Annotated in this window: 28 protein-coding genes; 13 read left to right on the top strand and 15 right to left on the bottom strand. The window is 49.3% G+C overall.

Annotated features, from left to right (window positions below):
- Window positions 1-54: 54 nt before the first annotated feature.
- From L1278_RS00825 to L1278_RS00845, 5 genes are all read right to left on the bottom strand, one after another.
- A complete protein-coding gene (locus tag L1278_RS00825) occupies window positions 55-273 on the bottom strand; it encodes a hypothetical protein (protein WP_253400610.1) in 219 nt (72 codons plus the stop codon).
- Window positions 274-370: 97 nt separating this feature from the next.
- Window positions 371-1123 carry an SDR family NAD(P)-dependent oxidoreductase gene (locus tag L1278_RS00830; protein WP_253400611.1) on the bottom strand — a complete coding sequence of 251 codons (753 nt, stop codon included), beginning with the start codon at window positions 1121-1123 and terminating at the stop codon, window positions 371-373.
- Window position 1124: 1 nt separating this feature from the next.
- Window positions 1125-1883: a porin family protein gene (locus tag L1278_RS00835; protein WP_253400612.1), complete on the bottom strand. Its 759-nt coding sequence runs from the start codon at window positions 1881-1883 to the stop codon at window positions 1125-1127.
- Entirely contained in the window at window positions 1832-2554 is a 723-nt protein-coding gene (ubiE, locus tag L1278_RS00840) for a bifunctional demethylmenaquinone methyltransferase/2-methoxy-6-polyprenyl-1,4-benzoquinol methylase UbiE (RefSeq protein ID WP_253400613.1), read from the bottom strand. Before ubiE ends, L1278_RS00835 begins: the two co-directional genes overlap by 52 nt.
- A 136-nt stretch (window positions 2555-2690) precedes the next feature.
- On the bottom strand, window positions 2691-4688 hold the full coding sequence (locus tag L1278_RS00845) for an OmpA family protein (RefSeq protein ID WP_253400614.1): 1998 nt from the start codon (window positions 4686-4688) through the stop codon (window positions 2691-2693).
- Window positions 4689-5195: 507 nt separating this feature from the next.
- Between L1278_RS00845 and yihA the strand changes: the two genes are divergently transcribed.
- From yihA to L1278_RS00865, 4 genes are all read left to right on the top strand, one after another.
- Window positions 5196-5798, top strand: a complete 603-nt coding sequence (yihA, locus tag L1278_RS00850; RefSeq protein WP_253400615.1) for a ribosome biogenesis GTP-binding protein YihA/YsxC — start codon at window positions 5196-5198, stop codon at window positions 5796-5798.
- 74 nt (window positions 5799-5872) lie between these two features.
- Window positions 5873-6271: an energy transducer TonB gene (locus L1278_RS00855; protein ID WP_253400616.1), complete on the top strand. Its 399-nt coding sequence runs from the start codon at window positions 5873-5875 to the stop codon at window positions 6269-6271.
- 21 nt (window positions 6272-6292) lie between these two features.
- Complete coding sequence (locus L1278_RS00860; protein WP_253400617.1) at window positions 6293-6796, top strand: DUF5606 domain-containing protein; 504 nt, start codon at window positions 6293-6295, stop codon at window positions 6794-6796.
- A gap of 71 nt (window positions 6797-6867) precedes the next feature.
- Entirely contained in the window at window positions 6868-7176 is a 309-nt protein-coding gene (locus L1278_RS00865) for a hypothetical protein (RefSeq protein ID WP_253400618.1), read from the top strand.
- Here the strand turns inward: L1278_RS00865 and fbp are convergent.
- Window positions 7173-8198, bottom strand: a complete 1026-nt coding sequence (fbp, locus tag L1278_RS00870; RefSeq protein ID WP_253400619.1) for a class 1 fructose-bisphosphatase — start codon at window positions 8196-8198, stop codon at window positions 7173-7175. The genes L1278_RS00865 and fbp overlap by 4 nt on opposite strands.
- Window positions 8199-8290: 92 nt before the next feature.
- Between fbp and L1278_RS00875 the strand changes: the two genes are divergently transcribed.
- The 4 genes from L1278_RS00875 to L1278_RS00890 all read left to right on the top strand — a co-directional run bounded on the left by L1278_RS00875 (window position 8291) and on the right by L1278_RS00890 (window position 12127).
- On the top strand, window positions 8291-9556 hold the full coding sequence (locus tag L1278_RS00875) for an aspartate kinase (protein WP_253400620.1): 1266 nt from the start codon (window positions 8291-8293) through the stop codon (window positions 9554-9556).
- A 392-nt stretch (window positions 9557-9948) separates the two neighbouring features.
- Window positions 9949-10722, top strand: a complete 774-nt coding sequence (locus L1278_RS00880) for an enoyl-CoA hydratase-related protein (protein ID WP_253400621.1) — start codon at window positions 9949-9951, stop codon at window positions 10720-10722.
- 278 nt (window positions 10723-11000) lie between these two features.
- Window positions 11001-11465 (top strand): Fur family transcriptional regulator, encoded by a 465-nt coding sequence (locus tag L1278_RS00885; RefSeq protein ID WP_253400622.1) that lies wholly within the window; start codon window positions 11001-11003, stop codon window positions 11463-11465.
- Between the two features lie 32 nt (window positions 11466-11497).
- Complete coding sequence (locus L1278_RS00890) at window positions 11498-12127, top strand: peroxiredoxin (RefSeq protein ID WP_220625553.1); 630 nt, start codon at window positions 11498-11500, stop codon at window positions 12125-12127.
- Window positions 12128-12202: 75 nt separating this feature from the next.
- Here L1278_RS00890 and L1278_RS00895 read toward each other — a convergent pair whose 3' ends face one another.
- A complete protein-coding gene (locus tag L1278_RS00895) occupies window positions 12203-13114 on the bottom strand; it encodes a ClpXP adapter SpxH family protein (RefSeq protein WP_253400623.1) in 912 nt (303 codons plus the stop codon).
- Between the two features lie 123 nt (window positions 13115-13237).
- Between L1278_RS00895 and L1278_RS00900 the strand changes: the two genes are divergently transcribed.
- Window positions 13238-13552, top strand: a complete 315-nt coding sequence (locus tag L1278_RS00900) for a helix-turn-helix domain-containing protein (RefSeq protein WP_253400624.1) — start codon at window positions 13238-13240, stop codon at window positions 13550-13552.
- Window positions 13553-13555: 3 nt separating this feature from the next.
- On the opposite strand, the gene crcB is transcribed toward L1278_RS00900, so the two are convergent.
- The 7 genes from crcB to L1278_RS00935 form a co-directional block, all read right to left on the bottom strand.
- The gene (gene crcB / locus L1278_RS00905; protein ID WP_253400625.1) at window positions 13556-13927 is read right to left on the bottom strand and encodes a fluoride efflux transporter CrcB; all 372 of its coding nucleotides are present in this window, start codon (window positions 13925-13927) and stop codon (window positions 13556-13558) included.
- 18 nt (window positions 13928-13945) lie between these two features.
- The gene (locus L1278_RS00910; RefSeq protein ID WP_253400626.1) at window positions 13946-14377 is read right to left on the bottom strand and encodes a VOC family protein; all 432 of its coding nucleotides are present in this window, start codon (window positions 14375-14377) and stop codon (window positions 13946-13948) included.
- A gap of 114 nt (window positions 14378-14491) precedes the next feature.
- Window positions 14492-15118 carry an HAD-IB family phosphatase gene (locus L1278_RS00915; protein WP_253400627.1) on the bottom strand — a complete coding sequence of 209 codons (627 nt, stop codon included), beginning with the start codon at window positions 15116-15118 and terminating at the stop codon, window positions 14492-14494.
- Between the two features lie 186 nt (window positions 15119-15304).
- Complete coding sequence (locus tag L1278_RS00920) at window positions 15305-15931, bottom strand: class I SAM-dependent methyltransferase (protein WP_253400628.1); 627 nt, start codon at window positions 15929-15931, stop codon at window positions 15305-15307.
- The gene (locus L1278_RS00925) at window positions 15928-16410 is read right to left on the bottom strand and encodes a GNAT family N-acetyltransferase (RefSeq protein ID WP_253400629.1); all 483 of its coding nucleotides are present in this window, start codon (window positions 16408-16410) and stop codon (window positions 15928-15930) included. The genes L1278_RS00920 and L1278_RS00925 overlap by 4 nt, the downstream gene beginning before the upstream one ends.
- Window positions 16411-16492: 82 nt before the next feature.
- Window positions 16493-16921 carry a hypothetical protein gene (locus L1278_RS00930; RefSeq protein WP_253400630.1) on the bottom strand — a complete coding sequence of 143 codons (429 nt, stop codon included), beginning with the start codon at window positions 16919-16921 and terminating at the stop codon, window positions 16493-16495.
- A gap of 152 nt (window positions 16922-17073) precedes the next feature.
- On the bottom strand, window positions 17074-18042 hold the full coding sequence (locus L1278_RS00935; protein WP_253400631.1) for a hypothetical protein: 969 nt from the start codon (window positions 18040-18042) through the stop codon (window positions 17074-17076).
- A gap of 234 nt (window positions 18043-18276) precedes the next feature.
- On the opposite strand from L1278_RS00935, the gene L1278_RS00940 reads away from it, so the two are divergent.
- From L1278_RS00940 to L1278_RS00950, 3 genes are all read left to right on the top strand, one after another.
- The gene (locus tag L1278_RS00940) at window positions 18277-19518 is read left to right on the top strand and encodes a 3-deoxy-D-manno-octulosonic acid transferase (protein ID WP_253400632.1); all 1242 of its coding nucleotides are present in this window, start codon (window positions 18277-18279) and stop codon (window positions 19516-19518) included.
- Between the two features lie 5 nt (window positions 19519-19523).
- Window positions 19524-20447, top strand: a complete 924-nt coding sequence (gene rsgA / locus L1278_RS00945; RefSeq protein WP_253400633.1) for a ribosome small subunit-dependent GTPase A — start codon at window positions 19524-19526, stop codon at window positions 20445-20447.
- Window positions 20448-21082: 635 nt separating this feature from the next.
- Window positions 21083-21784 carry an SDR family oxidoreductase gene (locus L1278_RS00950; RefSeq protein WP_253400634.1) on the top strand — a complete coding sequence of 234 codons (702 nt, stop codon included), beginning with the start codon at window positions 21083-21085 and terminating at the stop codon, window positions 21782-21784.
- A 2-nt stretch (window positions 21785-21786) separates the two neighbouring features.
- Here L1278_RS00950 and L1278_RS00955 read toward each other — a convergent pair whose 3' ends face one another.
- Window positions 21787-22398, bottom strand: coding sequence for a fasciclin domain-containing protein (locus L1278_RS00955; RefSeq protein ID WP_253400635.1), 612 nt, complete (start codon window positions 22396-22398; stop codon window positions 21787-21789).
- 214 nt (window positions 22399-22612) lie between these two features.
- Here L1278_RS00955 and L1278_RS00960 point away from each other — a divergent pair, with 214 nt between their 5' ends.
- Window positions 22613-23071 carry a peptidylprolyl isomerase gene (locus L1278_RS00960; RefSeq protein WP_253400636.1) on the top strand — a complete coding sequence of 153 codons (459 nt, stop codon included), beginning with the start codon at window positions 22613-22615 and terminating at the stop codon, window positions 23069-23071.
- Window positions 23072-23078: the final 7 nt, after the last annotated feature.

Below are 23078 nucleotides of genomic sequence, written 5' to 3' on the forward strand. Positions count from 1 at the left end.
AAGAAGGAGCCAGTCTTAGCAACTGGCTCCTTCTTTTTTTATCTAACTATCAGACTATTTCTTTTTGCCTTGGTCATTCGAGTCTTTTGCGTTCCAGGCGCCCTGTCCCTGCTGTTGGCTGGCACTGGCTTTTGTGCCAGCCGTACCTAGATCGGTAGCACCTTTATGGTTCGCCTCGTTCGAATAATCCTTAGGCATCGGCTGTGAATTTGCGCCTTTTTCTGGTTTATGTCTATTTTTATTCTCTTCTGAATTATGCTTGTTCGTTGCCATATCTCTGCTGTTTTTCGTCAACTCAAGCCCGCAACTCTTACGGACGTTTCCTTAGTAGGTACGGTTGGCCGCTTGGGTGGGTTGTCGATGAAAAGGGCTACAGCTGTTTGTTCAGCACGGTAGCTGAAGCCTGAGCGGCCGGCAAGATCAACACTTCAGCGATGTTGACATGGGCAGGACGTGTGACCATAAAGGTGATCAGATCGGCAATATCTTCTGCGCGCAACGGTTCATAGCCCTGGTAGACGCCGGCAGCTCGCTCCTTGTCGCCTTTAAAGCGAACTTCCGAAAATTCCGTCTCCACCAGACCCGGATTCACTTCCGATACTTTTATACCTTCCTGCACCAGGTCGATGCGCATACCTTTGGAGATGGCATCCACTGCAAACTTAGAAGCGCAATACACGTTCCCGTTGGCGTATACCTCCTTCCCGGCAATAGAACCGATGTTGATGATATGGCCCTGCTTTCGGGCAATCATAAGTGGAAGCACCGCATGCGTCACGTAGAGCAAGCCCTTCACATTGATATCGAGCATGGCATCCCAGTCGCTCAGGCTGCCACTTTGCACCGGCGCCAGGCCATGTGCATTGCCGGCGTTGTTCACCAGCACGTCTATACCTTTCCAGTCATCGGGCAGGCTGCTGAAGGCGTCAGCCACGGCCTCGCGGTCGCGCACGTCAAAAGCTAGCGTGTACACCGGCACCTCTGTGATCTGCTGCTGCAGCTCCTGCAGGCGCTCAGTTCTGCGGCCAGTTGCTATGATGTGATAGCCAGCCTTGGCCAATGCCAGGGCCGTAGCGCGGCCTATACCTGATGTAGCTCCTGTTACAAGTGCAATGCGTGCCATATTATTCGAAATGGAAGATTAATGAAATGTTACGGGTAGTCATTTTATCGATCAGATAACTGTATTCCCCCCCGGAGTTACTTTTCTGATTCATGAGCCCGTGAGAGAAGCGTAGCTCCGGCGCAAACTTGAAGTACGGATAGAAAACATCCAGACCAACGCCATACTCTATTGACAGGTCATTGCGATTAATGCGTAGCAGGTCCTTATTCTGTGTATGCTTGGTATTGCCCAGCACCCGACTGGCCTTTACTCCGCCTACCATGTACATCCTGAAGTTGCCACGGCGCTTCGCTCTATACTTGAGCAGCACCGGCAGTTCAATCACAGGTGAGGCAAAGGTTGTGTTATCAAAGTTTCCGCCTTCCCCTTCTGGCACACTTCCACCTTCAAAATCGATGCTGCGGCCATAGAAGCCTACACCCGGCACAAAGCGGGCATCCAGATATTCGAGCAGGCGCACGTTTAGCACCAGACCAGGATAAAAGCCCAGGCTGTTCATGGTGTTTACCTGCGTGCCACCAGCTACCTGATCCGCATACGCCTGTGAGTGCTCAATGTAGTACTTCGAATAAGACATGCCCAGGTAGAAGCCGTAATGAATGCGCTTTTCATCGTAGCCAGGCTTATTCTCGCCTCTTACTTTCTGAGTCTGGGCCTGTACCTGTGTAGCACTAGCCAGAAAAGTCAGTAAAAATACCGTAAAGCTTATTTTTTTCCGGTGTAGATGGAGCTGATTCCAAATGTAAGTGAATGCCATTTTGTTTGTTTAAAGCCAACTTCTTCAAAGATGTTCAGGAATTTCTTGCCGTCCGGAAAGGCCTGCACCGACTCGGGCAGGTAGGTATAGGCGGCACGGTCCTTAGAAACGAATTTACCTACCATCGGTAGTATATTCTTAAAATAAAATTGATACAGCTGCTTCATCGGGAAGCTTTGCGGGTTGGAGAACTCCAGCACCACAGCTGTACCGCCCGGTTTGAGCACACGTTGCATCTCAGACAGGCCCTGCTTCAGGTTTTCGAAGTTACGCACCCCAAAGGCCACCGTAATCGCATCAAAGCTGTTGTCTTCAAACGGCAGGTTCTCAGAGTCCCCGTACTTCAGCTCGATTCTGTGGGCTAGTCCTTTGCGCTTCAGTTTTTCACGACCCACAGCCAGCATGCCTTCCGAAATGTCAACGCCTGTGATCTTATCAGGGTTAAGGCTCAGTGCCTCGATCGCAAAGTCGGCTGTGCCTGTGGCAATGTCCAGGATCTGCTTCGGTTTTTCGGCCTTAAGCAGGCTCACTGCTTTTTTGCGCCAGATGATGTCGATACCGGCACTCAGGAAGTGGTTCAGAAAATCGTATTTGCCCGCAATGTTGTCGAACATCTGAGCAACCTGCGATTTCTTATCGTTATTCTGGTCTTTGTAGGGTACTACCGCCATGGGTTATGCTTATGTAATAAAAGAACAAAAATACTCTAACTGTAACTATTATGCACCGTTTGTGTTCCATTATTATAAAAAAACAGGCTGAGCGAATGCCCAGCCTGTTTATATTTATACAATCTGATCAGGCAAATTAGTTTACAGGCACTTCCTGCTCTGTGTCCTGACGCTGAATGATTCTGAACTCTGTTCTTCTGTTCAGCTGCATGTTGTCTGCAGAGTTGTTAGTAGCAACCGGACGACGCTCGCCGTAGCTCACTGTCACGAGTCTGCGCGCAGAGATGCCTTGCTGCACCAGGTAATCGTAGGCAGCATTAGCACGGTTCTCACCAAGCGTCATGTTGTACTGCTCGCTGGCGCGTGAGTCGGTGTGACCTTCGATGCTAACGTTCACGTTCGGGTTGGCTTTCATGAAGGCTGCCACTGCATCCAGCTCACGAATAGACTCGGCACGCAGTTCGTACTTGTCAGTATCGTAGTAGATGTTTTTGAACTCCATAGAAGCGATGGCGTCTTTACCTGCCAAGGTAGGAGCACCTGGGCTTACACGCGTCGAATCACCGAAATCGATGTAGAAGTTCTGCTCGATGGTAGCCGTGTCGTTCAATACCATTGGCATTTCGAAAGACTCTGTCGTCAGCACCTGACCATCTTTTGTGATCTCCACCTGGTACGTACGTCCAGAGAGGATACGCAGGTCATACAGACCATCTTCCTGCTTTGTCACGTCGCGGTAAGAAATCGGACGCTTGTCAGCCTGTTGTCCGTTGAAAACAAGCTCCAGGCCAGGTATAGCCAGGCTGTCGTTCGTTGCATACACACGGCCAGTCACACGGGCGGCACGGATGTAGTTGATGGTGTAGATATCTTTTTCGCCGTAGCCACCGATGCGGTAAGAAGACAGGTAAGCGTAGCTTCCGTCCGGGCTCAGGCGATAGTATGTGTCGTCGTCTGGCGTGTTAACCGGGTAACCCAGGTTCTCAGGACGCGCGAAACGCTTGGCAACAGAGTCGTATTTGGCTACGAAGATGTCATAACCACCCATGGTGTTGTGTCCGCGTGAAGCAAAATAGATCGAGCCGTCAGAAGCCATGTACGGGCTGTCGTCATCAAACTTAGTGTTGATGGCGGCACCTACGTTGCGAGGCTTGCCCCACTCACCGTTGCGCTGACGCTGTGATACGTAAATATCCAGGTCGCCGTCTTCAGAGTAGTGGCTGGTTGAGAAGTAAAGACGCTGGTTGTCCGGCGTGATAAAGGCATCTGACTCGAAGTCTGCCGTGTTGATGTTAGAACCGATGCTCTTGGCATCACCCCACGAACCGTCACCTTGACGCTCAGCGTACATGATGTCACCGTTGTTTACAGAGCGGTAGAGCAGCATCTTGGTGTCATTGTCAAACAACTGAATAGAAGCATCGTGGCCTGAGCTTTTCAGGTTACCGGCGATAGAGCGTGGTTGCTCCCACTCGTCGCCCTGGACACGGCGTGTTTCGTAGATGTCTTCGAAATACTCACCGTCAGAGGCTTTGGCACTGTTCTGATTGTTACCGGCGCTGCGTGAAGTGAACAGCAGGTAGTTGTCATCAGAAGAGATTACCGGGCTGTGCTCGGAGTACTCCGTGTTCACTACGCCACCAAGGTTTTTCACGAAGATGTCCTTCGGGTTGGCTACTTCCTTCTGGGCGTTGCGGCTGTGCTGGATCAGCATGGCTACCTCTTCGCGGCGCCAGTCATCACGCTTACGCACGTTCGGAATATAAGCCTGGTAGTGCTTAATGGCATCGTCGAAACGGTAGTTGATGTGATTGATACGGCCCAGCCAGTATTCAATGTCACGATCTACATTAGGCTTTACAGATTGTGCTTTGTTGATGTACTCTGCAGCTTTCTCCTTATCGAAAGTCATGTAGCTGATACCCGCAAAGTAGAGGGCTTCAGCATTGTTTGGGTCGTTGGCCAGCACTTGCTCATAATAAGGCAAGGCAGCGCGGTAGTTTTCACGGTCAAAAAATTTGTTTCCAGTCCGTACCAGCTTTCTGTTACTCTGTGCATCTACCGTGTAGGCACTCACACAGGTAACTGCCAGCGCTAAGGAAAGCCGTGAAAATAATTTGGCTAAATTATTCATGCTGTAAAGGGTTTTTTTATACTTATTGTTTGTATGGAAATATGTGTTAATCTCTTCTTGAAGAATGCGACAAAGGCCTGCCCACCTGTTTGATCCGGTATGCCGGCGGCTTACTACCCTTATCCTACTGTGTTATTTCATTCCTTCCCCACACCCAACAACATCCCCCTTACGCTACTAACGCCATAATAGATTCACTAATATCTATTTTTATATACTATCGCAGTAACCCAACTCCAGATCAGAGAGCAAATATATTAAAATATACATATAAACTATATACGTTTCTGGATTATTTAGCAAAACGTTTTGCAACTCATCTTAGTGTCACCTTGGTATACCTGGTCGGTACAGCTTGCGGCTCAATCAATACATGTTAACTAAAATAATAGTAATTTTGGCAAATCTGCCACGCGCCTTCCATCTCAGGCAAGCGCGCGTACCGTAAATTAAAATTGCCACATCAGCAGGCCAACTAGCGGCCCGGTGGCTTAAGCTAGCAACAGCATGGTTATAAAAGAAGCAAAATTCTTAATAAGTAATACTCGGGTCGACTTATGCCCCGAACCCAACAAACCGGAGTACGCCTTCATTGGCCGCTCCAATGTAGGCAAATCCTCACTCATCAACATGATCACCGAGCAAAAAGGCTTGGCGAAAACCTCTCAGTCTCCGGGCAAAACACAGCTCATCAACCATTTTCTGATTAACGACAAGTGGTACCTCGTCGACTTGCCGGGCTACGGCTACGCCAAGGTGAGCAGGGAGTCGCGGGAGCAGTGGCGCAAGATGATCAACTATTACCTGCAGAAGCGCGAAAACCTGACCTGTGTGTTCGTTCTCATCGACTCAAGGCACGAGCCTATGAAGGTCGATCTCGACTTTATACACTATCTGGGCAACCTTGGCGTTCCTTTTGTGATCGTGTTCACCAAAACCGACAAGCAGTCGGCCACCAAGACCGACTCAACCATAGCCGCCTACGCCCGTAAGATGCAGGAAACCTGGGACGAACTTCCCCGCATGTTCAAAACTTCAGCTGTAGACAAAGCCGGGCGCGACGAGATCCTCAATTTTATAGACGAGGTGAACGCGCAGGTGCAGCCCTAACAGGCACGGGGTTTGCGGTTTAGGAAGAAGGTATACCAGGTGTACACCAACATAAACTTAAATTGTTTACCCTTATGAAAAGTAAAATCTCAATTTTGTTTCTTTTATTTGCCTTTGTGAGCTTTGCCGCCACTGCCCAGTCAGCTGATACGGCTAAGGAGAAAGTGGTATGGATGCCGTCTAAGTCTATACCTGTGGCGGAGTACTACAAAGGTGGCCAGGAGGCTATGTACCAGTTCATCGACAAGCAGATTAAGTACCCGGCTATGGCCCGCAAAAACCGCGTGCAGGGCGAATGCATCATCAGCTTTACGCTGAATGAAGACGGCTCCACTTCGGGCTTCAAAGTACTGAAAAATGCAGGTGCAGGCACCGGTGAGGAGGCTATGCGCATCGCCAAAATGCTAAAATTCAAAGCACCCGGCCCAGGCTTCGGCATGATGGCCAGCGTACCCATAATGTTTAAACTATAACCAAAGTTTTTATACCTGATTATGCCTATTGATTTAAGACAAGTTTCAGCCATTGCCGGCATGAGCGGACTTTACCGCATCGTAAAGCCTACACGCAACGGCGTAATTGTGGAGAGCCTTTCTGATACGCCTACCCGCATGGTAGCCCAGGCGCGCCACCGTATGTCGCTGCTGGACGAAATATCGATCTACACCAACGACGAGGAGGCAACCGTGCCGTTGGCCGATGTAATGGACCGCATCCACCAGAAATACAACGGTGAGCTGCCATTCGGCGAGAAGCCATCTGACGAGGAACTGAAAAGCTTTATGTCGGACGTACTGCCTGACTATGACGAAGACCGCGTGTATGTGTCTGACATGCGCAAACTGGCTACCTGGTACAGCATTGCGAGCAAGCACATAGGCTTTACAGCAGACGAAGAAACTGCCCCGGAAGAGAAAGCAGAAGCTGCCTCAGAAAAGAAATCAGCGGAAGGGAAAGAAGAGAAGGCTGAATCAAAGGCAAAGAAGGCCAAGAAATAAGAACCTGCCCCATATAAAAGCCCTCCGGACAGGAGGGCTTTTTTTTATCGCTATACCTTACGCTTACAACCATGATCTACTCCCCTGTCCTTCTTGAGAGCGCTGCGCGTCAGTTGCAGCGGGTCTTCGAATCAGAACACCAGCTGCCCTCCCAGAAAAGTGACCTGACAAGAGAGGTAGCCCGCATGGTGCTATACCTGCTTCGCCATAGTCTGAACCAGCTGCTCAATATCCTGTACCGCATCGATGTGGAGGAGCACAAATTAAAACAGGCTATGCTCGCGGCCTCCGAAGAAGAGGTAGCCGACAACATAGCCCGTTTAATTGTGGAGCGTGAGCTGCTCAAAGCGCAGATCCGCTTCCGGTATAGTCAGAATTAGTTTGCTACAACTGCTTCTGTTTTTTCCACTTCTGCTTTTATAAACTCCTCCACTTTGTTCACCATCTCCGAAGATCCGATGATGAGCGGAGAGCGCTGGTGCAGTTCTGTTGGCTCTACTTCCATGATGCGGCCTTTGCCAGTAGAAGCCTTGCCTCCTGCCTGCTCGACAATAAAGGCCAGGGCATTGCACTCGTACAACAAACGCAGCTTGCCGTTAGGCGCCTTGGCCGTGGCCGGGTAGATGTACACGCCACCCTTGATCAGATTACGATGGAAGTCAGACACCAGTGAGCCGATGTAACGACCAGAGTAGCCGTTCTCTTTGCAGTAGCTCAGGTAGTTCTTGATGCCTTCCGGGAAGCTGTTGTAGCCGCCTTCGTTGCAAGAATAGATCGTACCAGTCTCTGGTGTGCGCATGTTTGGGTGAGAAAGGAAAAACTCGCCCAGCGATGGCTCATAGGTAAAGCCGTTTACGCTATGTCCCGTGGTATATACCAGCATAGTTGACGAGCCATAAACCACATAGCCGGCCGCGATCTGGGCCGTACCGTTCTGCATGCAGTCTTCCATGGTGCCTTCTTTACCTGCTTCAGAAACGCGGCGGTAGATCGAGAAGATGGTGCCGATCGACACGTTCACGTCGATGTTAGATGAGCCGTCGAGCGGGTCGATGGCCACAATGTACTTGCCTTTGAGGTTGCCTGTCTGAATGATGTCGTCTTCTTCCTCTGAGATGATGGCACACACCTCGCCGCCATTACGAAGGGCGCGTATGAAGCGGATGTTGGCGATCACGTCGAGTTTCTGTTGTTCTTCTCCCTGCACATTCTGCTGACCGTAGGCTCCGGTCACGTCAATCAGGCCGGCACGGTTAATTTCGCGGTTCACGATCTTGGCTGCCAGGGCAATGTCGCGCAGCAACTGCGATAGTTCTCCGGTCGCAAAAGGGAAGTCCTCCTGCTTTCTCATGATAAACCTGTCTAGTGTGGTACCGACAGGAAGCGCTAGTTTGTCATTCATTATGGTGAAATTTAAATATATAGCTACAAAAATATGACATTTTGAAACATAACCGAAGGATACTTACATTTACGCAGTAATAGTCTCAATTGATGAAAGTATTTAAGTTTGGCGGCGCCTCGGTAAAAGACGCCAGTGCATTGCAAAATCTGGCTCAGATCGTGTCCGCACAAGGCGGCGAAAAGGAACTGCTACTGGTAGTGTCTGCCATGGGCAAAACGACTAATGCCCTGGAACAGGTATACGACCTGGCCGCTGCGGGTCATGATTTCAGTGACGCCCTGCATCAGAGCCGTCAGTATCATTTAGCTATTGTTCATGAGCTTTTCCCGAACAGGGAACACCCTGTATACGAACGACTCGAACATCTGTTCGCTCAATTGCAGCAAGTATTACAAGGGATTATAAGCCAACTAGTTGCCAATTACGACAAAGACTATGACCAAGTCGTGAGTTTTGGGGAGCTACTATCTTCTGTTATCGTTCATTATTTTTTGCAGGAACAAGGTATAGCCAACGCCTGGGTGGACAGCCGAAAATATATTCAGACGGATAGTAGCTGGCGCGAAGCCCGCGTAGACTGGGCCTGGACCGAACGGGTGATCAAACGCGATCTGCCTGCCGTACTTTCACAGCAGCTTATCGTGACGCAAGGCTTTTTGGGCGGCACCAATAATGGCCTCACCACCACACTTGGCCGCGAGGGCTCTGACTTCAGCGCCGCCATTTTTGCTTACTGCCTCGATGCCGAAGGGCTTTATATCTGGAAGGACGTGGCCGGCCTGCTCAACGCCGACCCGAAACGCTTTGCCCATACCGTGCGCTACCGCGAGCTCGACTACCAGGAAACAGTGGAAATGGCTTATTATGGCGCCTCGGTCATTCACCCCAAAACGATCAAGCCGCTGGCTAACAAGTCGATACCGTTGTATGTAAAATCCTTCCTGGACCCAACGGCTGAAGGTACCAAAATCTGCGATTGTCGCTTTGAAAAGCTGGCTCCGGCGTTTATAGTGAAGGATAACCAGTGTCTGGTGTCGTTCAGTGCGAAGGATTTTACCTTTATCAGCGAAAAGAACCTCGGAACCATTTTCAATGCTTTGTCGGAATTGCGGCTCAAGATCAACCTAATGCAGAACTCGGCCATCTCTTTTTCGATCTGTACTGATTATAATGAAGAACGCCTCCACAAGTTGCTTGATACCTTAACAGACCAGTTCACGATTCACTACAACACCAGGCTGCAACTTTTTACCATCAAAAATTACGACAACGAGAGTATACAGGAGATCACGAAAGGCAAAGAAATACTGATGGAACAGCGGACCAGAACGACGTTTCAGGTGGTATGCCGATAAATTACTGCCTGCAGGAAACTACCCTCACTCGCCGAAATTGCGCGTAATCTCCTGTCGCCTGTGTTTGAAGCACTATACGCAGCAACCGTATTCCGCCTGAAAGCTCAAAAATACAACTGAGATGAAACTCCTGATTTATGTCCAGGTATAGCCAGGTATAAAGTTGAGTCTGTTGCGCAACAGGTTTGTAATGCCCGACTTTGGCGCTATACCTATACCTATACCTATACCTGTCAGGCGCTCTGCTCCTGTATATTCGCAAACCCGACCCTATACCTTAGCACCAAGTTAATTCTTATTTCGGCTTAGACTGGCTGCGCCATATATCACGAAACTGCCTTTCCCCTATTCCCTAAAAGCCGTAACTTAGTCCGAACAAAAAAGACTAAACTATGGAATTTATACTTGTAACACCACAGGCCCGTCCGCACGTGGCCCTGATCCAACTCAACCGACCAAAAGAACTCAACGCCCTGAACCTGCAGCTGATGGGCGAGATGCGCGATGCCCTGAAGGAACTTGATGAGAACGATGAGGTGCGCGCCATCATCATCACCGGCAACGAACGCGCTTTCGCTGCCGGTGCCGACATCAAGCAAATGGCTGGCAAAACGGCCATCGACATGCTCAACATCGACCAGTTCTCCACCTGGGATCAGATCCGCAAAACAAAGAAACCTATTATCGCGGCCGTATCAGGTTTTGCGCTGGGCGGTGGTTGCGAACTGGCCATGACCTGCGATATGATTGTGGCTTCGGAGACAGCTCAGTTTGGTCAGCCAGAAATAAAAATAGGTGTGATGCCGGGCGCGGGCGGTACGCAGCGCCTCACCAAAGCCATCGGCAAAGCAAAAGCCATGGAAATGGTGCTCACCGGGAAATTCATTTCTGCCGACGAAGCCGAGAAACACGGCCTGATCAACCGCGTGGTGCCAGTGGAGCTATACCTGGAAGAAGCCTTTAAACTGGCAGGAGAAGTTGCCCAGATGTCGCCGGTGGCAGCCAAACTTGCTAAGGAATCTGTAAACCGCTCTTTTGAAACCAATCTCGACGAAGGCCTGCACTTTGAGCGCAAAAACTTCTACCTCTGCTTCGCCTCCGAAGACCAGACCGAAGGCATGAATGCCTTTGTGGAGAAACGCAAGCCGGAGTTTAAGGGAAGGTAATCCGAGTTCTGAGTCTCGAGTTCTGAGTTTAAAAGCAAAGGTGTAAGAGCAGCTGCTTTACTGTCATTTCGAACGGAGGGAGAAATCTGAATTGGTGATCAAAACCCAGATTTCTCCCTGAGGTCGAAATGACAGGTATGATTGAGTTCTTAACTCAGAACTTTTACCATTGAAGTTCCCCCATTCACTAACAACTTTTGACGCTTCACTTTTAACTTTTAATAATAAGGCTTACCTTTACGGAACTATTCCTAGTTAAGAATCATTCTTATCTCAGTATGCAACACCTGACCCGAGACGAAATACGACAAAGCCTGACTGAATGTGGCCTGAAGGCGACACAGCAGCGCATTGTGGTGCTCGAAGCGGTAACAGAACTGCATGGGTCGCACCCAACCGCGGAGGATGTTTTCCAGCGGTTGCGGCCTGCTAACCCGACGATTTCGCTCGGTACAGTCTACAAAACGCTGGATACTTTTACCGAGACAGGTATGCTGCGGCGCGTGGTTTCAGAAGGTGGCAGCAAGCGCTACGATTCGAATACGATGACGCACAGCCACATCTACTGCAGCAAGACCAAGGAAATTGTTGATTTTGAGGATAAAGAACTGGAGCAGCTGCTGATCAGGTTTTTCAGTGAGCGCCAGGTGGAGAACTTCGAAATCAAGGGCTTTTCTATTCAGCTGACAGGCTGTAAGGTAGAGCCAGACAAAAAGATAAACATTACAAAAGTTTCTAAATAGATTATTTCAAAACCCAATAAAAACAAAATAAAATGGCAGTATTAGTAGGTAAAAAAGCACCTTCTTTCAAGGCAACAGCAGTAGTAAACGGCGAGTTCGTAGAAGACTTCTCTCTTGACCAGTACATCGGCAAGAAGCACGTGGTATTCTATTTTTACCCAATGGACTTCACTTTCGTTTGCCCGACTGAGATCATCGCATTCCAGGACAGAATGGAAGAGTTCGATCGTAAGAATGTTGCCGTAGTTGGTTGCTCTACCGACACGCATTTTTCTCACTTCGCATGGTTGAACACTCCACGTAACCAAGGCGGTATCGAAGGAGTTGAGTATCCGCTTGTTGCTGATGCAGCTAAGACGATCGCTCAGAACTTCGACGTACTTGCTGGTCATTACGACTACAACGAAGAAGGCGAAGCGATCTTTGTAGGTGAGCCGGTTGCTTACCGCGGTCTGTTCCTGATCGACAAAGAAGGTGTTGTTCGTCACCAGGTTGTGAACGACCTTCCGCTTGGCCGTTCTATCGACGAGGCCCTGCGTATGGTAGACGCCCTGCAGTATTTCGAGCAGAAAGGCGAAGTTTGCCCAGCCAACTGGTCTGAAGGCAAAGAAGCCATGAGCGCTACAAAAGAAGGTGTATCTAACTACCTTGCAAAGCACTAAGCTTTAAGAACTTATTGATAAAACAAGAAGCCCCGGCAATTTGCCGGGGCTTCTTGTTTTATACTGGCTATCAGCCTAGAATCTTTTCCAAAGCGGGCCGTTCTTGGAAGCATACTTTCCGATCTTGCCCTGTTCTTGCAGTTCCTGCAGGTGCGCTTCGGCCTCGCTGGTTTTCATACCTGAAAGTACCGCAAACTCTTTGGTGGTAAGCGTGCTATACTTGCCGAAAAGCGAGGTATAGCTTGTATCATACTGCTGCTTGCTGGCCTCCGGATGCAGCTGAAGAAGTGCCTGCTCGTACTGTGCGTAAGGACGGGAGCCATATACCAGAATGCGGTTATCGTTTCCGTCAGTTACAAAGATGGTTGGGAAGCCACGCACACCCAGCTGACGCGCCAGCACCAGATCCTGCTGGAAAAGTTCAACTGCTCTGCCTTCGAAGTCGGCCTTGAGTTGCGCCACGTCCAGACCGGTTTGCTCGGCGGCCAGCGCCAGATTTTCCCAGCGGGCAATGCTTTTCTTCTCCAAAAAGATCATCTCCTTTATTCTTCTCAGGAACGCCCCGGCTTTGTCCTCGCCCTGCAACTGGGCCGCCTTAAAGGCAATGGATGGCGGATATGAGGATGGCAGCGGGTCTTCCAGCCACAGGTCGCCGTCTATCGGCATCTCGTAGTGGGCATCGGCTTCTTCCCAGTGCTGGGCCACGCTGGCAGGTCCGTTCACGTCGCGGCCGCCATAGACTTCCCAGCTCGGCAGCAGCCCGCCCATGCGGTACTCCACCTCAAAGTATGGGCCGTACTCCAGCGCCAGTTTCTTCAGTTGCGGATCGATGCCCCAGCACGAGGAGCAGATCGGGTCAGTAAAGTAGAGCAGCTTGATTGGTTTTTGGGCTGCAGCAATGTTGGTATCTTCTGTAGAGGACTGAGTTCCCGGAACTTCACATATCCCGGTCTCAATATCGCAATGCATCGTTGGTTTCGTCTCCATAATATTCTATCTTGTGTTAAACTTTATAAAAATCAGCCTGTTAGCCCGTAGCCAGCAGGCTTTGCTGAATTACTTTTACAAAGGTCGGACTAACCTTCAAGAGAGTCAATTAGTCAAAAAAACATGACTACCAACAATTTACCACAAGAGGAAGCGAGTTGCCCTGCCGAAGGTATACTGAAGCAGTTATCCGGCAAATGGAAGCCGCAGATCTTCAAACTGGCCCTGGATGGACCGGTGCGTTTTAACAGTTTGCTGCGACAATTACCGGGCTCTAACAAGCAATCGGTGGCGACGGCGCTAAAAGAGATGGAGGAAGCGGATATACTGGTGAAAACTGTGATACAGGAGAAGCCCCTGCACATTGAGTATACCTTGTCGGAGAAAGGACAGGCGATGGTGTCAGTGTTTAGAGGTTTGGAAAGTTTCTTAACCTAAGAGTTAGGCCAATTTTACCAGCCACATGCCGGCGAAGGTAGCCAGCAGCCCTAGCAACACACTGGCCAGAATGTAAAGGATAGCCTGCCCAGTTTGTCCGTTTTGCAGCAGCGTGATAGATTCAAGGGAGAAGGCTGAGAAGGTGGTGAAACCGCCCAGTATACCCGTAGCCAGAAACAGGCGCCATTCATCCGGCAAATTGCCTTTGGCAGCAAAGCCGAACACCAGTCCGATCAGAAAACACCCAACTATGTTTACGACCATCGTGCCTACCGGAAATTGGGTCAGGTTCTTTGTTTGTATAAGCTGCGACAGCAGGTAACGCCCGACACCTCCTATAAAACTGCCTGCCCCAATTGCCAATAGTATTTTCATCTTAAACTGTGGTTCTGCTTAGTGCTTTTGCTCGTAATCGTAGTTCACCATCCACTGGATATCGAACTTGTCGGTGAACATGCCAAACAGCGCGCCCCAGAAAGTTTTGTTCAGCGGCATGGTTACCTTGCCACCTTCCGATAAGCCATCGAACAAGCGCTTGGCTTCATCCTCGTTTTCCGCGTTAATGGAGATCGAGAAGTTATTGCCTATGATGGTCGCATGACCAAAAGCCTCGGAAGAATCGCTGCCCATCAAGGTGGTTTCTTTACTGATCGGCAATGAAATGTGCATGATCTTGTTTCCTTCGGCTTCCGGAAGCGGATTCTCAGATGGCATGTCTTTAAAACGGCCTACATAAGGGAAATCGCCGCCGAATACTGATTTGTAAAAGCTGAACGCTTCTTCGCAGTTACCCGCAAAGGTGAGGTAAGGGTTGATGGCTGCCATTTTGCTGTTTTTTGATTTATATAAGGCAATTTACCCTTAATATACCATAATCAGCATATAATTCGTCAGAGGCCTGCAAAATTTAAAGATCGGTTGCAGCCAGGTATGGCGAACTCATTTTTCATAGTTGACCAGCTTCCCGCTGTCCTTTACCAACCACGCCTTTTCAGCGTGATCCAGTATGTCTTCTTTGGCATCCGAAAAAGCCTCCACAATCTTGTAGGACTTACCCTTGAAGTGCTTATCGAGGCGCTTTATCTTTTCTTCGTCTTTGCAGGCCTTTCCTTCCACGATGTAAGTTTCGCCGTTATACCTGGTTTGCGTACCAAAGAACGCATCGATCGGGTATAGTTCGAACAACGGCTTCACGTATACCTCCAGCGCACCCGTGGCGCAGATCACCTGCACACCTTCCTGCCTATACCTATCCAGCTTGGCTTTTATCTCTTTGTTAAACTCACCAGGAAACTCTTCTTTCCAGAACTCGCGTGCATATTTTTCTACCTGCTCGGGCGGAATGTTGTCGAGGTAATTAAAGAAGTTCTCTTTAAACTCCGTCATTCGGATCTGGTTCATTTTGAGGAGCGCCTTGTAATACACCATCTGGAAATAATAGGCTAGCTTGTGTGGTTTCTTTTTGCTGATAAACTTGAAAAACTCCTCTTTGGAGCTCTTGGTATAGAAAGTGCCGTTCAGGTCGAAGACCACGACTTTAATTTTGTCTTGCTTATTTTCCGTCATGCGATGGTGCGTTTATACCTGCCGGAGCAGGTATGCGGTTTACGGAAAACAGGTGGATGGGGGTAATTAAGATGAGTCGGCAATCAAGGAACGCGCAGCCTTTTGTTTCCCTCAGCGGGCTTTCTGCTCCGGTTACAGTACATAATCCGAAGCTTCTGTGTTCCTGGAAAAGATAGGACAGTAAGGCTATACCTTCTGCAAGAGTAAGGTCAGGATACGGGGTAAACCTGATTTGTCGTGGGTATCGAAATACTCGTTCAGGTCGACCAGTTTCAGGCCGTGCTGTGTGGCGGTCTGTACGAAATCCGAAATGTGGTGGGTATAGCACTCGACTTCCTGCCGCCCCTCTTCCGTATCGAAGCGGGCTTTGGTGCCGCTGTATTGCTTGAAAGGATGCAACTCGCCGATGTAGGTGTACCCTCCGGACTTCAGTGCAGCTGCTGTCTGCTCAAAAATAAAATTCAGGTTTTGGATGTGCTCCAGCACCAGGCTGAAGGTAACAAGGTCGTACACCTGTGTGGCAAAGTGCCAGGGTTGGGTGATGTCGGCTTGTAGAAAAGTCACTTTGTTGGAGCTCACTTTCTTCCGGGCCCGCTCCAGCATCTCAGCAGATAAGTCTACTGCTGTAACGTGCAGCGCCTTGCGCACCAGCCATTCCGTATTTTTGCCGGTGCCGCAGCCTATCTCCAGACAGGTCTCGAAAGGTATAGCCGCCAGCGTCGTGCGCAAGGCTACGGCTTCCAGGTCGCGGGTTCGGTTTTTGTTGGTGTCGTACTGCGCGGCCCAATCATTATAAGCGTCTTCTACGGTCATAGTTCTTTCAGCATCCAGATGTTACAGGCGAAGTGGCCCGAGTTTCCCATCGCATGCGGTATAGGTTTGAAGCCTGCTCTTTCATACATCGATACGGCTTTGGCCAGTTCTGGGAACGACTCCAGGTATAGTTGTTTGTACCCAAGCTCACGGGCAGTTGCTATACTTTGCTGCATCAGTTGATTGCCAATCCCTTTGCCTCTGGCTTCGGCGGACAGGTAAAACTTAACCAGTTCTGCATAGCCGGTGGGTAGGCCTTCGGTAGGGTATACGCCGCAGCCGCCCAGGATGGTACCGTTTTCTTCGGCCACAAAATAAGCGCTGCCGGGCTGCTGAAACAGCTCGTACAAGGCGTCAGTGGTCGGGTCAGTGTACACCGTACCGGGCTTGTCTATTTTAAATTCGCGGAATACCTTTCGGATTAAGGTTGCCAGCGGTTCGTTGTCGGAGGGTTGAATGGGGCGGATGGTGAGGGGCATGGTATTGGATATAGTAATGAAGAGTCCTTCCTAGGGTGATAGAGTTGGCCCGTGGGTATGGCTAGATGATCTGTGTACTTTGTTACTTATTTTCCTGTCTTAAAATATCTGTTAATTCATTTAAATTTTCCTTTAACTGCCAGGCTCTTTCTAAGTATAAATGGACATCAGAGACCAGAAGATTTTCTTTCTCCAAGATGGTTTCATCAATCATATCAGAGAAGAGAGCATAAATATTATGCGTTAAATAATTGCGCTTTTCTGACACCTGCTGAAGAGCGTTAATCATGTTGATATCAAGTGCTTGATTTTCCTGCGCAATCCTAATCAGAGTTCCAAGTGTAAGTTTTTTATTTTTCCCTTCTATTCCTTTGTGCCTAAGAAAAGCAATTAACTCGGTTTCTAGTCTTCCAGAAGCTAAAGTGACCCTACCTAATTCAGAAGTAAATTCGTCAGATTGGATAAGCAAATTATAAAATTCTAGTCCTTTACTTGGCTCGCCACTGTACATCGTTTCCTATTTTAATAAATGTTTTGCGACTATCTATTGGCAGGTATTTTAATTAATATTTTTCTGCGGAGCAATGCTAAGAAAACAGATTACTCTTATATCCAAGAGTAATAAAGATCTGCTTCCGGGAAGCTGCTGTTATGTATCGTTTTCTACTTTAGATAATCCACTATCAACAAAGGTAAAATTCCGAGGCTAAACACAAGAATTAAGGTATAGGGTAAGCCTGCCCAATGCCCTGTTCTGTCAAATGTTGTTGGTTCGCGTTGAAAAACCCATTTATAGGCTCTTCTTGTTGGCCACTGTACAACCAATAAGGTCAGCGGTCCCATAGATGCTGCAAATGTTGTTTCTGAGAAGTATGGTAGGAAGTGATTAGTTAGTAAGTACCCATAGAGCAAAGACCCGATTGCTATCCAAAAACATTTGAAATAATATCTCTCATAACTTAACATCTCACAGTCTAGGGAGAACCAACCGCCAACACCTAAACAAATAAACCATGTAGTCCTCTCAAATGTCATTACATCATCAGAAAAAACAGGAACTAGAAGATTCAATAGATAAGCCCCTAGCACTATTAAAGAAATAATACAGAACCGTTTCTTAAGGTTATTACTGTTTTTTTGTTGCTGTATCCGAGAAGCTTCCTTTTTATTTACTTTAATGACTTCCGGATTTTCAAATACTGGTATTTCAGGAAGTCTAAATATTTTGCCTGCTTCTTGCATGGACACACTACCGCCAAAATCGTCTTTAAAATTTTCGTTTTTAGAGGTTGTCACAAACACGTTATCACCCTCTTCGTCATTAGGAGGAATGTACACGAGTAGCATTTTATCTTTGAGCATATAATCATCTTTGCCCAACGCAAAACCCTCTACATCAACCTTATAATCAATATCCTCCGGATAATTAAGGTAATTAATAAGGTAGAAAAAATCTTCATTGTCAAGCCTTTGGTCTGCCTTAATTACGTGATTCCCTCGTCCGTTCTTATAAAGCTCAAATGTAAGTCCATCCTGTAAGTCACTTGTGTATAGGTCAACCCATTGTCGCAGCGCTTTTTTTACGTCGCTGTAGGCCCCACCTTTTATAAACACTATGTTTTCAATTTCCACTCGTTTTTAGGTGTTTTTAAATGCCACGTAACTAGTAGCAAAACATAACTAACTATATTCAACCTATCAAATATACCACATCCCTTCTACCCCACAAGCCCTTCTTCCCTTTCACAAACTAAGCCCCCTTTACCACTATCCCTTCAGAATACCCTATATTTGCAGCATGAAACCAGTACGCAGACACTCGCAGGTCTGGAAGACACTGCGAGGTCATTGCCAGAAAATTACATCTTGAAACTACTCTACGACATCGGACTGAAAGCTTATCAGGCGGCTATTGCCTTAGCAGCACCTTTTCACCAGAAGGCGAAGCTGATGCAGGAGGGGCGTGAAGGGCAGTTTGAGCGAATGAAGCAACAGCTGCAGGGCAACAAAGCGCCAGTGGTGTGGTTTCATTGTGCGTCGCTGGGTGAGTTTGAGCAGGGGCGGCCGGTTATTGAGGCGTTTCGGGAGGAGTTCCCAGGGTATAAGGTAGTGCTGACATTTTTCTCGCCTTCGGGCTACGAGGTGCGCAAAAACTACGCGGGTGCCGACTACATCTTCTACCTGCCGCTCGACAGCCACAGCAATGCCAACCGTTTTCTGGATATCGTGCAGCCAAAGCTGGCGGTGTTTGTGAAGTACGAGTTCTGGCATTACTACTTGCAGGCTTTGCAGGAGCGGGCTATACCTGTATTGTCCATTTCGGCTATTTTCCGGCCTGACCAGGTGTTCTTCAAACCCTACGGCGGCTTCAACCGCAGTATGCTGCAGCGTTTCACGCACATCTATACCCAAAACGAGACTTCCCTGAAGCTGCTCCAAGGTATAGGTATAGCCAAAGCCAGCATCGCCGGCGACACCCGATTCGACCGTGTGCTGCAGACTGCCGCTAGCGTGAAGGCTATACCTGTGGTGGAGGCTTTTGCGCAGGGCAAGGAGGTGTTCATGGTGGGTAGTAGCTGGCCAGCCGATATAGAAGTGCTCTTGCCGCTGGTTCAGAAGTACCGACAAGGCATACAGTTCATCATCGCGCCGCACGAGATTCATGACAGCGGTATCAGCCAGCTCATGCAGCAACTCGGAGAGGGCGCTATGCGCTTTTCGAAAGCCACTGAAGCGGATGCCGGCAGGTATAACGTGCTGGTGATCGACAACATCGGCATGCTCTCCTCGCTTTACAGCTACGGCACTTACGCTTATATTGGCGGGGCTTTTGGCAAGGGGCTGCACAACACGCTGGAGGTGGCTGTGTTTGGCCTGCCGCTATTCTTCGGACCGAAGTTCGACAAATTTCAGGAGGCGAAGGATCTGGTGGCTTTGGGCTGCGCCTTCCCGATAAACAATACAGAAGAATTGCTGCAGGCTTTTGAGCGGGTACATACCACGTCGGGGCTGCGCCAAGGTATAACCGACAAAGAAAAAACTTACGTACACGAACAGGCAGGTGCCACAGCTATAATCATGGCTGATGTGCGCCAGCTGTTGAAATAAAACCAATGAAAGGAGTTGTAGTAAAATCGACGGGATCGTGGTATCTGGTGCGTGACGCGGAGGGCAAGCTGCACCGGGCGCGTCTGCGCGGCAAGTTCAAGCTCAAGGGCATGAAGGTAAGCAACCCGTTGGCCGTCGGCGACCGTGTGGAGTTCGATGTGGAAACCACAGGCGAGGACACAGCCGTGATTCACAAAATCGAAGACCGCGAAAACTACATCATCCGAAAATCCACACACAAAGCCGAGCACGCCCACATCATCGCCGCCAACCTCGATCAGGCCCTGCTGATTGCCACACTGGTGTCGCCACGTACCTCCTTCGGCTTCATCGACCGCTTTCTGGTAACAGCGGAGGCCTACGGTATACCTACCGTCATCGTATACAACAAAACCGACCTCTACGACGAGGACATGCAGGAGTACCAGCGGCAGATCGCATACCTGTATGAGCGCATCGGCTACAAAGTTATGGGCGTATCTGCCCATGCCGACCAAGGTATAGACGAGCTAAAGGAGTTACTGCACGGCAAGACGTCCCTCTTCTCTGGTCATTCCGGCGTAGGCAAGTCCACGCTCATCAACCTTATCGTTCCCGATCTCGACCTGAAAACTTCCGAAATCTCCGGTTTCTCTGATAAAGGCGTGCACACCACTACTTTTGCTGAGATGTTCGAAATCGATCCCGAAACTTTCATCATCGATACACCTGGCATCAAAGAACTCGGCATTGTCGACATCCCCAAACAAGAGCTCGGCCACTTCTTCCCCGAAATGCGCGAGCGCCTGAACCAATGCCGCTTCAACAACTGCACCCACTTCAACGAACCCGGCTGCGCGGTGGTAGAAGCCGTCCGCCACAACGAAATCGCCCTGACCAGGTATGAGAGCTACCTGAGCATGATGCACGGGGAAGACAATCGAAAGTAATCAGAGTTTAAGAATTTGGGCGTTAAGGAGTTAGAGAGGCAAACCTGTAGGGACAGGTCGCGACCTGTCCGAATCGTGCACAGGGATAATTTGTCTGAATCAGGATTTACAGAATTAAGGGATTGACAGGATTGACCTCTTTCCAGCATGCCCTAAAACTGAGATAGGAATCGTGCACGATTAACATCCCCCTGCCCCCTTCGAAGGGGGACTTCTGCCATTGCCATTTCATAGGTATAAGTTTTATAGCACAGAACACTGGGAGGTATAGCAAAGGTGACTTGCACGCTCATTACGAAGGTATAGCTTAGCCAGGTGCACTTGAATGACTACCCACTGTTTGAGCGTTCAGCGAGTTTGGAGCGTCTTGACTTTTTTGCTTACTTTTTGTGTCAAGACAAAAAGTGAGGCCCGGCTGGCCAAGCCAAGCTATAAAACAAAACAACCCGCTATACCTGCAATAGCAATTACCACAAAGCAAAATAAGCTATACCTAGGCCAGGGGCCCCACTTTAGTCGACACGAGCGTGGACGCTCGCGCCATTAAACTATATCTGCAAAACCGCCCCGCCGGCTAGGCGAAAAGCAAACTACAACCACCCCTCCCACGTTATAAAACACAAACCCCTACCACTATGAAAATCGAAAACGCGAATATCCTCATCACAGGCGGCACACTCGGCATCGGCTACGCTACCGCCAAACTCCTCATTGAGCACGGCGCGAACGTGGCCATAACGGGTCGTGACGAGAAACGGACCAACAAGGCGGCACAGGAACTCGGCGCAATGCCCATTACAGCCGATGTGGCAAACCCGGAAGACGTGAAGCGGACCTTTGAGACTTTCATGACCGAGTATGGCCGGCTTGATGTGCTCATCAACAACGCAGGTATAGGCATTTCCAAAAAGCTGGGAGACGTACAGCTAGAAGATTTTCAGCAGGTATACAGCGTGAACGTGTTTGGCGCTGCCATGATGGGCAAGCATGCGGCAGAGATTTTCAAAAAGCAGAACTACGGCAACATCATCAACATCGGCTCCACGGCCGCGACCAAAGGCTATGAAGGCGGCTCGGTATACGCATCGTCTAAGTTTGCCCTGCGCGGTATGACCCAGTGCTGGCAATCAGAGTTGCGGAAGTATAATGTGCGCGTTATGTTACTCAACCCCAGCGAAGTGACCACCGCCTTTGGCCGCGAAGACAGAGAAGAACGCAGCAGCCAGCCAAACAAACTGCGCGGCCACGAGATTGCGCAGGCTATTAAAGGAGCACTAGAGCTAGATGACCGGGGCTTTATACCTGAACTAGCGGTGTGGGCGACAAACCCATTCTAAGTTTACAGAGCCGTTTCTTTAACGGGCACCAATACCCTGTTGATCGTGTGCAGCACACCATTGCTGCTCATGCCGTCGGGCTTCTCCATCAAGGCATTGCCGATCTGAATTTTGTCCTCACGCTTTGCCACTTTCAACTGATGTCCGGCCGCTGTTTTTAGAATGGCGCCATCCTGCAGGTCGCTCGTAGTCAGTTTGCCTGCAATGATGTGGTTGTTGAGCAGTTGCTGCACCAGTTCGCGGTGTTCCGGACTTTCCAGGTTGTCGCGCAGGCTGTCGGAAAGATCCAGAAAAGCGGCTTCAGTGGGGGCAAGAACTGTGTACGGGCCCGTGCCACTCAATCCTTTAGATACGCCCGCTTTGCGCAAAAGCGAGTTGAAAGTGCTCAAATCACTGTCGGCGGCTATATTGTCCAATAAACTGCGGGAAGATACGCGGGAAGACTTTGTGCTGCCCGGATTTTGAAGCGCGTTGCTGGCTTGCGACTCAACAGGTCCGTCTGCCAGCAAGGCATCGGCCCTCTCCTGTTGGGTGGCTTCGTTTCCGGTTCGGCTATTGTTGGACTGGTCGCAGCCGGTTATCAGTAGTATGGCTAGTCCAAATAGGGTTATCATGCAGGGAATGGCTCGCATAGTAGGCTCAGGTTTTAATCAGATAGATACAGGGGTCGGGCTATAGTACAATTACTGTTTTAGAGCGCTACAAGTTTTGGCAAATACCGGGCCAGTCCTATGTTTAGCCAAATCGCCGGGCGGTGTCTGGCTGCCAATTAATATTTTGCGTACTTTTGTACTTGTTAGTATTACATTATCTTAAACAAGTAGAATTATGAAAACCGCAGAAATCCATACCGGTAAAGGCGTCATGAAAGTAGAGTTTTATGAGAAAGACGCTCCAAAGACGGTAGACAACTTTATAAAGCTTGCTAAAGAAGGCTTTTACGATGGCCTTACCTTTCACCGCGTTATTCCGGACTTCGTGATACAGGGCGGTTGCCCAAACTCACGCGAAGGTGCGAAGGGCGTGCCGGGCACAGGTGGTCCTGGCTACAAGATCGACTGCGAACTGACCGGTGAGAACCAGTTCCATGACCGTGGCGTGCTGAGCATGGCGCATGCCGGCCGCAACACAGGCGGATCACAGTTCTTCATCGTGCACAGCCGCAAAAACACCGCCCACCTCGACCGTAACCATACCTGCTTCGGCAAGGTGGTAGAAGGCGTGGACGTGATCGATCAGATCCGCGCCAACGACAGGATTGAGAAAATCGTGGTAAACGAAGAGTAGAAATCCA

Source organism: Pontibacter sp. HSC-36F09 (genome assembly GCF_024171605.1).
In the GTDB taxonomy this organism is placed as follows: Bacteria; Bacteroidota; Bacteroidia; order Cytophagales; family Hymenobacteraceae; genus Pontibacter.